At 32.8% G+C, this 15,048-nt stretch carries 8 protein-coding genes; 3 read left to right on the top strand and 5 right to left on the bottom strand.

Features of this window, described 5'->3' with window-relative positions; translation table 11 throughout:
• Positions 1-957: 957 nt before the first annotated feature.
• A complete protein-coding gene (locus ACXAHM_RS20705) occupies positions 958-1,365 on the top strand; it encodes a hypothetical protein (RefSeq protein ID WP_474964172.1) in 408 nt (135 codons plus the stop codon).
• 579 nt (positions 1,366-1,944) lie between these two features.
• A complete protein-coding gene (locus tag ACXAHM_RS20700; RefSeq protein WP_474964170.1) occupies positions 1,945-2,796 on the top strand; it encodes an Rpn family recombination-promoting nuclease/putative transposase in 852 nt (283 codons plus the stop codon).
• 444 nt (positions 2,797-3,240) lie between these two features.
• On the opposite strand, the gene ACXAHM_RS20695 is transcribed toward ACXAHM_RS20700, so the two are convergent.
• From ACXAHM_RS20695 to ACXAHM_RS20675, 5 genes are all read right to left on the bottom strand, one after another.
• Positions 3,241-4,236, bottom strand: coding sequence for a 3-oxoacyl-ACP synthase III family protein (locus ACXAHM_RS20695; protein WP_474964168.1), 996 nt, complete (start codon positions 4,234-4,236; stop codon positions 3,241-3,243).
• 93 nt (positions 4,237-4,329) lie between these two features.
• On the bottom strand, positions 4,330-5,145 hold the full coding sequence (gene pyrF, locus ACXAHM_RS20690) for an orotidine-5'-phosphate decarboxylase (protein ID WP_474964166.1): 816 nt from the start codon (positions 5,143-5,145) through the stop codon (positions 4,330-4,332).
• A 154-nt stretch (positions 5,146-5,299) separates the two neighbouring features.
• Positions 5,300-6,856 carry a protein adenylyltransferase SelO gene (locus ACXAHM_RS20685; protein WP_474964164.1) on the bottom strand — a complete coding sequence of 519 codons (1,557 nt, stop codon included), beginning with the start codon at positions 6,854-6,856 and terminating at the stop codon, positions 5,300-5,302.
• A gap of 152 nt (positions 6,857-7,008) precedes the next feature.
• Positions 7,009-10,983 (bottom strand): Ig-like domain-containing protein, encoded by a 3,975-nt coding sequence (locus ACXAHM_RS20680; protein WP_474964162.1) that lies wholly within the window; start codon positions 10,981-10,983, stop codon positions 7,009-7,011.
• Between the two features lie 290 nt (positions 10,984-11,273).
• Positions 11,274-11,849, bottom strand: coding sequence for a sulfatase-like hydrolase/transferase (locus ACXAHM_RS20675; RefSeq protein ID WP_474964160.1), 576 nt, complete (start codon positions 11,847-11,849; stop codon positions 11,274-11,276).
• 335 nt (positions 11,850-12,184) lie between these two features.
• Here ACXAHM_RS20675 and ACXAHM_RS20670 point away from each other — a divergent pair, with 335 nt between their 5' ends.
• On the top strand, positions 12,185-14,875 hold the full coding sequence (locus ACXAHM_RS20670; RefSeq protein WP_474964157.1) for an alpha-L-rhamnosidase-related protein: 2,691 nt from the start codon (positions 12,185-12,187) through the stop codon (positions 14,873-14,875).
• Positions 14,876-15,048: the final 173 nt, after the last annotated feature.

The following is a 15,048-nucleotide window of genomic DNA, read 5'->3' as shown; positions in this document are numbered from 1 at the left end:
GTGTGAGAATATGTTTTTTTTATGCAACTCAAAGTTAATTGAGATACTTAAACTTTTCTCACACTTTTTTAAACGTTTAGGACGCTATTGAAAAATTATTATATTTATGAAAAATTGTATTGCACAAATTATAGTCACAAACATTGAAGTGATTTTGCAATGCAACAATGTAATAAGAAGGCTTCCTTAAGCAGAAAACAAACTTTATATTATGAATAACTAATCATTGCATCTCATCTTTTATGGCTATTTAATTATGTCATAATCTCATGTGAAGCTATATCTTATCAGAACTTATATGAAAAAATAAATCTAATTTCGCTAACATTACAACCAAATAATAGTGAATTATATACATTCGTTTGAGCATTGGCATTCACTAGGGTTGATTTAATAAAATATCTCTTCAGAAAATGCAGTGCAGACTTAAATTTTTTGAAGCACAAAAATAGAACTAAGCATTTCCATTTAAATAGGAAAAACATTCGATTATTTAAAATAGAGACACAAACAATTAGAAAATTCAAGACAAACTCTGGTCCAAGACAAGCTAAACTGATATCTGGGTTTTCTTTAATCGTAAATACTATTACATGGGGTAAGGAAACATATGCTAATTGTTTTAGAATGTGTGATAATAATACACTAAAAAAACAACTTTCGATTTTAGAAAAAAAAATTATGGCAGATGTTAAAACTACTATTAAAAAAAATATATCAAATCTAAGCATCTGAATAAGAAAGATTTATCAGATATTTCATATGTAGTATTAACAGGCAATTCAAATTCTGATAATTAAGAAATTTATGAAATAGGAATGAAAATAGTGAAAGATATTTCTAAAAATTTAAGAACAAAAAAGAAGTCATATCAAGAAAGTATTGATAATGTAAAAAAAGACTCAAATAATATTAATAATTGGATAAGATTTTTTATTAAAGGAAAAAAATAAAACTATGAAAAAAATTTTAATAATCTTTTTATTACTATCATCATGTGGAAAATTAAGAGAACCCAAATTCCTTGGAACTTGGTCAATCCATGATGCTAGTATAAAGAATTATGATAATACATTGATATTTTATACTAACATTTTCTCTTTGGAAGAAGATTGGACTTGTTCCTTACCAAAAGTTATTGATTCTACAGCTACAGATTGTGGAAGTCGTTGTGAAGGACAATGGGAAGTTATAAGAGAAAATGATATCACATATTTAAATTTTACCACCACTAACAAAATTTTTAACAGAAAGTTTACTGTTAAATCGATAAGAAAAATTCAAGATATGAATAATGGATTTGGTTATATATTTAATATGAAATTAGAATCAGATTCAATTTATTTAGATTGTTATAGATATTGAATTTAAATTCAAAAAAATAATAAATTTTCAATTCAATCTAAATACTTATTAAGTTTTCTACAGTTTGAGGTATTAAACGATAGTATCATTATGTACTAATAAAATATAATAGTCTCCCAACTGTTCTAAATATCACCACATAAGCGTTATTTAGAACGATCTAATTATATAAGTTTTCAACTTATCATAAAATTGCAAGCCAATCTATGTTGAGGTAGATTGACCCCACTGTTAGTAAAGTTAAACGTTAGCGTCATTACGAACTATAATATTGTTTAAGTTTGTACCTTATAACAACAAAACAAGCCAATCTATCCCAAAAATAGATTGGCTTGTTTCATTAAGAAGAATACGTCTATTTAGTTTTTAAAATCCCTCACCACCATATCCAAAAACTGTTCAATCATTTTTCTATTATCCCCTTTCATTTCTTGTATGATATGAAATTTTTTAAAGAGTGCTTTATCAATTAAATTTAGGTTAGTGTCATCGAGTAGAGCATTGGCGGAAATTTCTAATATATTCTCACTTTACTCAAAAAAAACTTTGCTATCTTTACCCCATAAACGAACAACAGTTATGTGTACATCCCGCTTTATCAATCCCTTTACGGATTTCGGCTTTAAAAAAATATTTGGAGAAGAGGATAATAAAGATATTCTTATTGACTTTTTAAATTCAGTACTCCCCGCAGAAGATCAAATTAAAGATTTGACATATAAGTCTACGGAACATTTACCGAAAAATGATACTGACCGTAAAGCTATTTATGATTTATATTGTGAGAATGAAAAAGGCGAGAAGTTTATCGTTGAACTACAACGAGCCTCTCAAAAGTTTTTTAAAGATCGTACCATTTATTATTCTAGTTTCCCAATTCAAGAGCAAGCAGAGAAGGGTATGTCTTGGAATTACGAATTGAAAGCCGTGTACGTGATCTCCATAATGGATTTTATTTTTGATGAAGAAGATGAAGAATTTCATCATATCGTAGAACTAAAGAACCAAAAAAATAAAGTTTTTTATGATAAACTAAAGTTTGTTTACTTAGAATTACCAAAGTTTAATAAGCAAGAAGCAGAATTGAAAACTGCCTTTGATAAATGGATATTCTTACTTAAAAATTTAACTTCTTTTGAAGAAATGCCTTCTATCTTAAAAGAAAGAATCTTTAAAAAGATTTTGAAATTAGCAGAATACACAGCCCTTCCAAAAGCAGATCAAAAAAGGTATGATGATGACTTGAAACGATTTCGTGATTATGTCAATACTTTGGACGCGAGGGAAGAAAAAGGAGAGAAAAGAGGAATTGAAATAGGAGAAAAGAAGAAAGCTATTGAAACAGCTAAAAACTTCCTACAAATGGGTTTATCAATCGAGCAAGTTGCAAAAGGTACAGGTTTAACAATCGAAGAAATTAAGAATCTTTAGAAGGAGTAATTTTTCAATGGAAATATCTCCCAAATGATTATAAGGCTTCCTTTAGAAGCAACCCCCACTGTTCTAAGTCTACTCCCTGTTTTAAGTATTAAGCAGTAGACGTTACTTAGAACTATCCCATTGTATAAGTTTTCAACTTATCATAAAATTGCAAGCCAATCTATGTTGAGGTAGATTGACCCCACTGTTAGTAATGTTAAGCGTTAGCGTCATTACGAACTATAATATTGTTTAAGTTTGTACCTTATAACAACAAAACAAGCCAATCTATCCCAAAAATAGATTGGCTTCTTTCATTAAGAAGAATTCGTTTGCTTAGTGTCAAAAAAAACTCACCATCATATCTAAAAATTGCTCATTCATTTTAAAAAAATAGCACCAGGAATATTCCTGATGCTACAATTATTTACTAGTCTAAAACTTTAATTTCATTGGTTACCACTTGATGATTGCAGATGCCCAAGTAAACCCTGAACCAAATGCAGCAAGGCAAATCAAATCACCTTTCTTAATTCTTCCTTCTTTGAATGCAGTAGTTAAACTGATTGGAATAGAAGCTGCAGTAGTATTACCATATTTTTGAATTGTATTGATCACTTTTTCATCTGGTAATCCCATCTTACCTTGTACAAATTTAGAGATTCGTAAGTTGGCTTGATGTGGTACTAATAAGTCAATATCTGTTGGTTGTAGATTATTTGCCTTTAATGCTTCTGCAATAACTTCTTGGAAACGAACAACAGCATTTTTAAATACTAATTGACCATCCATATAAGGGAATGCTGATCCACCTGGTTTCCAATAATCAGGATTGTTTCTTTCTGGTTTTGTAAACCCGGGATCAATTACAGCTAATTTTTCAGCAAATTCACCTTGAGAGTGCATATGAGTAGATAATACCCCACAATCTTCATCAGTAGCTGATAAAATAGCAGCACCTGCACCATCACCGAATAAAACAGTTACTGCTCTACCTTCGTCTGAGAAATCTAATCCTCTTGAGTGTATTTCAGAACCTACCACTAAGATGTTTTTGTACATCTCAGATTTAATATATTGATCAGCAATTGAGATTCCGTATACAAAACCAGAACATTGCTGTCTGATATCTAATGCAGGAACATTATTAAAACCTAATTCTCTTTGTAGAAGGACACCTGAACCTGGAAATATATAATCTGCACTTAATGTACAATAGATAATCATGTCGATGTCTGTAGCTTTTAAATCAGCCATTTCTAAAGCTTCTTGAGTAGCTTTTGCGGCTAAGTGATAGTTGGCTTCATCAGGAGCCGCATAACGTCTTTCCTCAATTCCAGAACGTTCACGAATCCATTCGTCTGAAGTAGTTATTTGTTGTGCTAGATCATCATTGGTTACCACTTTCTCAGGTACATAAAAACCTAAGCCAGTAATTTTTGCATTTTTCATACTCTGTAGTGCTTATATATGTTACAATGAAGTGACAAAAGCTTCAAAACAGACTAAAATATATTGTTTTGAAGCTCCGATCATTTGTTAATTCTATAAATATTGGTCTAGTAGTTGAGACATTTCGTCTCTAAGTTTTTTGGCTTCTTGTCTTGCAACATCAGCAAAATCCTCTCCATTTGAAGCATAAATAATACCTCTTGAAGAATTGACAAGTAAACCACATTCTTTGGTCATTCCATATTTGGCTACCCCTTGTAAATCACCTCCTTGTGCACCAACACCAGGTACAAGTAAGAAGTTGTCAGGAGCAACTTTACGAACATCCAATAAACTCTCAGCTCTTGTAGCTCCAACTACAAACATCAGCTGATCGCTAGATGCCCATTCTCTATTTTTTAAAATAACATCTTGGAAAAGGTAGTTCCCAGTATCCTTATTGACGATTCGTTGGAAATCCAATCCCCCTTTATTAGAAGTGTGGGCTAATACAATTACCCATTTGCCATCCATTAGGAAGGGAGTTACAGAGTCTTCTCCCATATAAGGAGCGACCGTAATAGAATCGAAAGACATGTTTTCAAAGAAAGCTTTTGCATACATTTTAGAAGTATTTCCAATATCACCTCTTTTTGCATCAGCAATAGAAAAGTGCGTTTTTGGCATATACTCTAATGTCTTTTGTAAAGATTCCCAACCTTGTGGTCCTAAGGATTCATAAAAAGCGATATTGGGCTTGTAAGAAACACAATAATCAGCCGTAGCATCAATAATTTGTTTATTGAAAGCAAAAATAGGATCGTCCTCTTTCTGTAAGTGAGCAGGTATTTTGTGAGGGTCAGTATCTAAACCTACACATAAAAAACTCTCTTTTTTCTTGATCTCCTCAAAAAGCTCTTGCTTAGTCATGATGCTTACTATGGTTTTTAAATCTGTAAAGGCACTTGCCTGTTACTTTACTACTTAAATCATACAAAGTTATCAATTCATAGCAAAAACGCACTTTTTTAACCTATAAATTTCTTACAATAAATGCCAACTACTTCTCTATTATTGACTTTTATTAAGAACTACAAGACAGCATAGAGCATCCTACTTTATGTCGAGCCCAATCTGGACGTTTTGCAAACCATCGCTCTTGGTTTACTTGTTCGTCATATGGTTTTTTTAAGAGCTCGAATAATTCACCTATTAATGTATAATTACCTTTGTCTGCTTCATCAATCGCCAATTGAGCCATATAATTACGAAGGACATACTTTGGATTTACTTTATTCATCCTTTGTAACCTATCTGTATCATCAGCGTCTTCCTTTTGTAATCGTAGCGTATAGCGTTGTAACCATGATTCCCATTCGTCTTTAATTTTTCCATCCAATTCTTCAGGAGTATAAAAAGCGTCTGTTAGGTAATCTAAGGCTTTGTCGGTAGTTTTTGGAACATTGGCTAAATTCCTAAAGAAAATAGTCATATCTGTTTCAATTAAATGTAACGTTTTTTCAAGATCCTGTACCAATTCTTCATCTTCATCTGTGATAAAAGTAAAGCCTAATTTTTGGCACATCATATTCAAATAAGCCTTCTGATACTTTTCTTTATATTCATCTAAAGCATCTTGTAAACCTTCTGGAGCTCCGATTAATGGATAAATAGCATTGGCTAATTTGAAGAGATTCCAAGCTACAATTTCACCTTGTGTTCCATAACGATACCTCTTAAATTGGCTATCCGTTGTATTGGGTGTCCAACCAAAATCATAACCTTCTAACCATCCATACGGACCATAATCGATTGTTAATCCAAGAATAGACATATTATCGGTATTCATGACACCGTGAACAAATCCAACCCTTTGCCAATGAATAACCATTTCTAAACTTCTATCACAAACTTCTTTGAAAAAAGATAAATAAGTTTCAATAGAGGGTTCACCTAAATGAGGGTAAAAAGTTGAAATAGTATAATCAGTAAGTTTCTTTAAAGTATCGTGATCTTGGTTTGCAGCCAATATTTCGAAATTACCAAAACGAATAAAGCTTTCCGCAATTCTACAAACAATGGCTCCTTTTTCATATGCTGAATTGCCATTGTACATCATATCTCGTAATACTTCATCACCACTTAGAGAGAGACTTAATGCACGAGTTGTTGGTACGCCCAAATGATACATTGCTTCACTACATAAATATTCTCTGATAGAGGATCTTAAAACAGCAAGTCCATCTGCAGATCGAGAATAGGGTGTTTCTCCAGCCCCTTTTAGTTGTACCGCCCATAGTTTATTATTATGTGCTACTTCAAAAAGATTTATCGCTCTTCCGTCTCCTAATTGCCCTGCCCAATGACCAAATTGATGTCCTCCATAGCACATAGCATAGGGAGTTGTATTAGGGTAAACTTCATTACCAGTGACAATATTTTGGAAGAATTCACTTTGAGTATCTTCAGCAGAAATACCTAATTCCTCTAACATTTCAGGTGAAATATGAAGTACTTTTGGATCTTTTGTTTGTTTGGGTGTAACAAAAGAATAGCAAGCATTCATAACTTGTCTTCTATGATTTTCTTTTACCGGATCTGCTGGAAGTGAAGTGAAAGTGTTTTTTATCTGTAGGTGCATAATTTAAATATGGTTACACTGCGAAGGTAATTAATTTTAATGGACAACGAGTACTTATACCTCTAAACTAGAATGGGATTAAGAAGTTTTGAGCAAAAAAAAGCGAGAAGTGAAAACCTCTCGCCTTTAGCAATTTAAAATTATACTATGATTTATTTTCGTATCATTAATTTCTTTGGTTGGTAGCCCTCTACCATAATAAAATAGAGTCCATTAGAAAGATCACCAATACTAAGGATCCCATTGGTCACTTCTTTTTCAATCAATTGACCTTGTAAATTTGAAACCATCACAGATTGTACAGGATAATCTGTTTGAATATTAACTTGTTGTTGAGCAGGATTTGGATAAATTTTTAATTCCAATAGATCTTCTTTAAGAGAAGTTACATCTTCCTCACGCTCCACTGTGATAGTAATTGATGAAGTAAACCCGCCATCAACAGAAGTAACTGTAATTTCAGCTTCACCTTCCGTAATTGCATTAATATTACCGTTTTGATCAATACTTACAACATTAGGATCAGAACTAACCCAAGTATGATTTTTATTGGAAGCATTTTCAGGATAAACTGTAGAAGATAAAGCGAACTGTTCATTCACCTTTAGCGTTTGATTATCTTGATCAATTTCGATAGAAGTGACATGTATTACTTCCACAACTTTTTTCACTGTAATGGTAATCGATGAAGTGAACCCTCCATCAACAGAAGTAACTGTAATTTCAGCTTCACCTTCTGTAATTGCATTAATATTTCCATTTGCATCAACACTTACAATTGATGGAGAAGAAGATGCCCAAGTATGGTTTTTATTCGTTGCATTTTCTGGACTTACTGTAGCGGATAATGTCGCTTCTTCACCTTCTTTCAATGTCAAATTATTCTCATTGATTTGAATAGCAGTCACATCGATTACTTTAGGTTCTTCTGGTTCTTCGATACTTAATACATCAGAGATGAAGGCAATATTATCTATCAGTAGAGGAATCCATTGATTTTCTGCGTTTTCAGCTTTAAAATTAATAGTGATATACTCTTGTGGAGCTAATGTAATATCTTCAAATACATCACTTAATGTAATATCAACATCAACAAAATTTCCTCTTAAACCAAATACGCCTTCTGTATGGTCTTTTAAAGTGAAGATTTCAGTACCTTCTTCAATTGATAAACTACCCTCTAAGTAGGTAACTAATAGATCTTTTGGAGAAGTTGTCGCCACACGACTATAATCAAAATGTAACGTTTTTAACTCAATATCCTTTTCAGATGTATTCCTTAATGTAACTGTAAAATGATCATTATTTGAATTTCCAGTAACAACTCTTAAAGCATTTTCGGTTGTGATTTCATCCATAAAATCGATAGTACCGTAATTTCCATCTGCAGAACCACTTTCATCTTGAAGTTGATTGATATGAAAAATCTTAATTTGTCCTTCTAATTCCTCTACTGATGAAGTAGGAGCGAAGGTTAGATTATCCTCATTAAACGTATGCCATGCTACTAATTTCTCTTCTTTTGTGATCACTAAAGCATCTTTAACTTGTATCGTGATAGAAGAAGTATAGCCTCCGTCTTCAGTAGTTACAGTGATGACAGTTTCTCCTATGTTCAATGCTTTGACTACACCTTCTTGTGTAATAGAAGCGACTTCAGGTTGACTACTAGACCATGTGATATTTTTATTAGTAGCTAAAGAAGGTTTTACATCTGCATTTAATGTTACTTCATCCTCGAGTTCTAATGTAAGATTACCTTGGGTTATCTCAACATCAGTTACAGCTATTTCTCCTCCATCATTTGCACTTCTAACATCCAATGAAATATTATCAATATTAACGGCTAGGTATTTTTGAGCAGCATCATCTACTTCAAAACGAATGGTCATTTCTTCACCATTTTCTAATCGGTAATCAGATAAAATTGACGTTAAATCTGTATTGACATCCGCAAAGTTTCCAAAATTTCCACCAATGTTTCCTGTATTATTAGTGAAAGAATATAATTCAGTATTATCACTATCATCAAGGTCTCCATTAAGATAAGTTACTTTCAAATTCTTTGGAGCATCATTACTATTTCGAATAAAATCAAAATTCAACCCCAAAATATCCATTGCTACTCCAGTCTCATTTTTAAAATAAAGATCAAATTTTTTATTCGAGTTATTTTGAGCAGTCAATTTAATTGCACCAACATGATCGCCTGCTAGCGGAATTTCATTTTCACCATATGTACCATCATTACTATTGAATGTAGCAGCAAATTGTCTAATATCATATAACTTTACATTTGCAGTGAAATCTGTAATCATCAAGTCTGATTTAATTTCTAATAATCCACGATTAAAAGAATGCCATGCAATGGTCTTTAGGGTGTTATCAGGTAAGGTAGTGATAGCAAAATTCTCCGATGGAGAAGGTTGATTTCCTTCCTTATCTCTCACTTGGAGTTGATATGTATAGGTGGTGTTGGCTGTTAAACCGTGGAATTCAAAATTTATATCACTTTGCCAGCCGCTACTAAATGCTTCATTTTCTAGACAAACAAAATTATATTCAACAGCACCTTTTGATGCTAGAGTAGCAATAGCTGACATGTACACAGCATTTTCACCTAATACTGTTGGTTGAAGGTCAAACTGAGCTTTGGCAGGACTAAAAGCAGGCTCATTACTAAGTGAAACTAATTGGATCCCTCCGATACCAGCATCTCCACCTTCTACATTACTTAATGTAAAAGTCAATTCATCAACATTTTCATAAGGGCCAAACACTGCATATGTTGCTTCTTGTTGTTCACTTTGAGATGTAGTTGAAGTAGCTTTTGATAACATGTAAGGATATAAATCAATGGAAGGGCCACCAAAAATATCTGGAGATTGATAATGATAAGTAGTTGACCCATCAGAAATTGAGGCAGAGGTATTTCCAGTACTTAATTGATTATAAATGTAATCACCATCCTCATCTTTATTCCAATTGTCATATGCATAAGTAGGGCGTTCACCTGTTAAATAGACGATCGCCATATATTGACCATTAAAATCAGATGAAATATTTGATAATTTAACTTTTAAATCTGTATCTACATTTGGAGCCAATGACAAACCTGCTTCTAATGCAGTAGCTGATACACCATCAAAATCTTTCGATTCTGCATTTTCGATCGATAATTGAACGCCACTTTCAGAAGCATCTGATAGAATAAGAGAAGAACTATTTTCATTACTCAGGTTATTCCAATTGTACATTACAGAACCTAGTTTGTGTACACCAAAACCGGCAGTGATTTGTTCATCTGCATTTTGTGTATTGACAAAATTGATACTTAATGCTTTTGACTTTGGAGGTGTTTTATCTGTTTTTGTTTGTGCATCAACCCATTCAAAGTAACCCGGTTGATCAAACTCATGTCCCCAAACATTATGTCCTTTTTCCGGTAAAATAGTTAGCATTGCTTCTGATCCAGCACGGACAGCATTTTCAGCATAACTTCGAGAGCTATTTGGGCTAACTAAACCATCTCTATTTCCATGAATCAACCAAATAGGTAATTCTGGGTAATCTTGCATGACTTCATTAATATTAAAAGCACCAGATGAAGCAGGGGCAGTAGAAGCAATAGCCGCAAAACGATTTCTTCCTTGAGATAATTCATAGGCTAATAAATCCCATGTACCACGCCCTCCAAAACTATAACCACTTAAATACACACGATCAGGATCCGTTTTATATGTATCCATAACATGATCAAGTAGTTTTGATACTTCTTCAAAATTCCATATGCCTGCTGTACGAGGACGGATGACTAAGTAAGGCATATTATCTCTGTATAATTTACCTACTTTGTAAGTCCCTTTCATTACGAAATCTTCTACTGAAGCACCTTGGTTATTATTACCATGAAGGTGAATATATACCGGAACCTTTTCCACATCGTTATAATTATCAGGAAGGTATAAGGTATAATTAAAAATGATGTTGCTATTTACAGATGGAGGACATTCTTGAGGAGTTTCAACTCCTAATGTTGTCAATTGTCCATATGAATTTGAATAGGAGAGGAGAATTAGTCCCCAAAAAGCTATTCTAAACAGTACAAATTGTAGTTGTTTGCTCATAATCATTAAAAAGTTCATATCATTTCATTTATCTTGATCAGATCAATATATTCTTGTAATTACATGACCTCAAAGATGTAAAAGCAATATGGCTCATTAATCAACACAAATCTTGAATAAACTTTACCACTAGTAGTACAAAATTGATTTAAGTAAAAAAGGCCTTCCTGAATCAGAAAGACCTTCACTACTGTGTAAGATAAATTGCTACTTTACTTTTTGTTCTACTTCTTTTAAGCGTTGCATATCTTTAAGTTGTTTAAAGAAGTTATAATTAATATTATCAGCTCTTAGTGCTGCCATTTGGAAGGGGTACTCTGGTACCGTTCTAACAAACTTCTCAACTTGTTCACCAATCGAACCAAAGAGCCACATATTTTCAACATACCATTTAAAAGCTGTTTTGGATTGATCTTGTGCTGTTTCAAATGGGTCAAATTAAACTCTTCATCCTTTGGATAATAGTATGACTCTGGCTCTTCTTCAGCATTTAAGTGATATAAATTTCCAAAGAATTCATCAAATCCATTTTCTGTAGGAAGATGTTCATCCTGATCCCCCAAGTGATTTTTTCCAAATTGTCCTGTTGTATATCCTTCTTCTTTTAATAAATCAGCAATTGTAGGAGCCCATTCAGGAATACCATGAGGCGATCCTGGTAATCCAATGGTCAATAATCCAGTTCTAAAAGGTTCTTCATCGAGAATAAATGAAGCTCTACCAGCTGTACAACTTTGTTGAGAATAATAATGTGTAAATAATCCGCCTTCATCAGCAACTCTATCTATATTGGGCGTTTGATAAACCATAATTCCTAAATTATAAGCTGACACATTTGTTAACCCTATATCATCACCCCAAACCACTAAAATATTGGGTTGTTTTGATTTGGCATAACTGTGTAATGTAAAAAGTAGTAGTAATGCAGTAATGTAACTATAATTCTTTTTTATATTTGCAATATTGTTTGATATTAAATAATATTACAAATATGAGAATTGTCCATGAATTATAAATTAATCTGTGATATTTAAAATTTATAAGTGAGAAAATGAGATGAATTTATAAGAAAGACTAAAAATTCTTATAAGTAACCGATTGCAGAGAAAATCAAATTGTGAGATTGAAAAATCCTTTTGTAAATTGAATAGGTAAAAACTACAATGACCCGTTAAAAATAATATTGTCTATAAATATGAAAATGAAGTATTTAAATAAACTGATTATTCCTACAGCTTTGCTCATTTTTGCAGGTTGTTCTGGACAAGAAGAAAAAAATGAACTTTTATATTCTTCCAATACCTATCAAGTCTATAAAGACCATGTTGTACAAGGAGAGTTTGAAGCCAAAGTAGTTTCAGATAAAGAAATGACCTCCAATTACAAAAGCCCTTTACAAGATGCTTATAGTAGAGCCGTAGAGTTTAAGTTTAGCATCAATGGTAAAGATGATGAATTACCATATGGCATTAATCATAGAGTGGTCATCAAACCTCAAAATGGGGAATATACTACTGAAGTGATGAAATTTGGTCAGCCATGGGCAATGGAGGATAAAGTTGATCCCATGGATTGGTTGGAAAAAAATACTAAAGTGACTTTCAAATTAGATATGTCCCCTGTCTTGAATGCTTTTAAAGAAAAAGGGTTTTATCAAGATTTACATGGTGATAAAATTTACAAAGATGATTTTAAAGGTGTATATATTGCTGGAGGAAGTGCTCCCTTGCGTTGGGATTTTGAAAATCTAAGTGAAAGAGAGCAATTACAGGATAAAGATGGAGATGGTATTTATGAAATTACGTTTGTGATGAATGCTCCAGATCCTGAAAAACAAACTTCACCAGTTTGGAAATCTTCTAAGAACCTTGCTAAATACCCTACTTATACTTCTGATATTCCATTAGTCAATGCATTATATAATTTAGCATTAAATGAATTAGTAGCAGACTCTGAAGCAGATGGTACTTTTAGAACAGGAAAAGAATGGGGAGGTGTTTGGACTAGAGATATTAGTTACTCTATCGTTTTGAGTTTATCAATATTAGACCCAGAACGAGCAAAAACTTCTTTAAGAAAGAAAGTTAAAAGAAATAGAGTGATTCAAGATACTGGTTCAGGGGGAGCATGGCCTGTTTCATCTGATAGAATGACATGGGCTTTGGCAGCATGGAATGTATATACGACAACAGGTGATAAAGCGTGGTTAAAAGAAGCCTATAAAGTCATTTCTAATTCTATTGATGATGATCGAATGGTCGTTTTTGATCAAGAAACAGGTTTAATGCGAGGTGAATCGTCATTTTTAGATTGGAGAAAACAGACCTATCCACGTTGGATGGACAATAATGACATCTATCGTTCTCTCAATCTTGGGACAAATGTTGTACATTATGAGGCCATGAATATTGCAGCTAAAATGGCAAATGTACTTGGTAAAGCAAAAGATGAACAAAAGTACCAAGAGTATGCAAATGAATTGAAAAATGCTATCAATGCCAATCTATGGTTAGATAAGGAAGGATATTATGCTCAATACCTTTATGGAAGAAATAATATGATCTTATCTCCAAAATTCGAAGCATTAGGAGAAGCATTGGCCATTCTTTTTGATGTAAGTGATGCGGAACGCTCGAAAGAAATTGTAGCTAAATCACCAATCGTACCTTTTGGTGCAGCTTGTGTTTACCCTCAAATACCAGGTATTCCTCCATATCATAACAACGGTATTTGGCCTTTTGTACAGGCATACTGGAATATTGCAGCTGCAAAAACAGCTAACGGTACTGCATTGGAACAAGGTTTAGCGTCCATCTATAGACCTGCTGCATTATTCTTAACAAACAAAGAAAACTTTGTAGCCGAGGATGGTGATTATATGGGTACAGAAGTCAATTCAGATGAAATGTTATGGAGTTTATCGGGAAATATGGCAATGATTTACAAAGTCTTTTTTGGAATTACGATTGATGAAAATGGCGTTTTAACTTTCAATCCTACTGTCCCAAAAGCATATGCTGGAAAGAAGCAATTGAACAATGTTAAATTATGGAATGATAATCTTTCGATTTCATTAGAAGGATATGGAAATCAAATCAAGAGTTTCAAAGTAGATGGAGAAGAAGTGAGTGCTAAAGCATTTTCTCTTTCTGGAGGTGGAAACCATACTATTGATATTGTCTTAGCAAATAATGATATTACAAATGGGACTTCAAGCAATAAAGTACCTAATGTTTTTCATTTAGAAACACCACAAGCCTCACTAAAAGGCGAAATTCTAACTTGGAAAGAGGTAAAAGGAGCTGTTAACTATGAAGTCTTTGTAGATGGAAAAAATGTTGGAACTACAAAAGATCTTCAATATAAAATTCCTTTATCAACTACATCCCTGAAAGAATATGCAGTAAGAGCAGTGGATCAAGCAGGATACTTTTCTTATATATCAGAACCAATCAATGGCAATACATTTATAACAAAAACGTTACAAAGTATTGCTAAAGTTGATAAAAAGGTGACAATTAATGGTGCACCAGCTAATGTTGTAGAAATATCAAAATCAACAAATAAAAAGATAGCTTTCAGCTTAAATGTAAAAGAAGCAGGTGATTATTTGATTTGGTTTTCTTACACAAATGGAAGTGGCCCTTGGAACACCGATAATAAGTGTGCAATCAGAACGTTAGAAGTCAATGGTCAAGAAGTTGAAACTATTGTAATGGCACAAAGAGGGACTGATGAGTGGTCAAGTATTGGAAACACAAATAGAATGAAAGTGTCTTTAGAAAAAGGGAAAAACAAGTTGCAAATCGTCTTTAATAATCACAATGAAAATATGAATGTAGATGTGAATACTGCACTCATCGAAAATATTAATTACGGGAAGGTAAATTAGACCCAATCGTTAAACAAAATGAAGCCTAGAACACCTTTTAGATCAGGGGGTTCCAGGCTTTTTTGTTTGTTTTTGCTATTTATTCAATTTCATCTTGAAAAAAACATATTTAGGAGTGATTTATGTTTAAGATAAATAAATTAGCATTATCAAATCGAAATTTAGTGGCTAGT

The sequence above is a fragment of the Flammeovirga sp. AWQ4_249 genome, from assembly GCF_056161045.1.
This window is presented reverse-complemented; position numbering and strand designations above follow the sequence as displayed.

What these genes read in the sequence shown, in the direction of transcription:
- ACXAHM_RS20705 (WP_474964172.1), top strand. Translation starts at nt 958, where the DNA reads ATGAAAAAAATTTTAATAATCTTTTTATTACTATCATCATGTGGAAAA.
- ACXAHM_RS20700 (WP_474964170.1), top strand. Translation starts at nt 1,945, where the DNA reads ATGTGTACATCCCGCTTTATCAATCCCTTTACGGATTTCGGCTTTAAA.
- ACXAHM_RS20695 (WP_474964168.1), bottom strand. Translation starts at nt 4,236, where the DNA reads ATGAAAAATGCAAAAATTACTGGCTTAGGTTTTTATGTACCTGAGAAA.
- pyrF (WP_474964166.1), bottom strand. Translation starts at nt 5,145, where the DNA reads ATGACTAAGCAAGAGCTTTTTGAGGAGATCAAGAAAAAAGAGAGTTTT.
- ACXAHM_RS20685 (WP_474964164.1), bottom strand. Translation starts at nt 6,856, where the DNA reads ATGCACCTACAGATAAAAAACACTTTCACTTCACTTCCAGCAGATCCG.
- ACXAHM_RS20680 (WP_474964162.1), bottom strand. Translation starts at nt 10,983, where the DNA reads ATGAGCAAACAACTACAATTTGTACTGTTTAGAATAGCTTTTTGGGGA.
- ACXAHM_RS20670 (WP_474964157.1), top strand. Translation starts at nt 12,185, where the DNA reads ATGAAGTATTTAAATAAACTGATTATTCCTACAGCTTTGCTCATTTTT.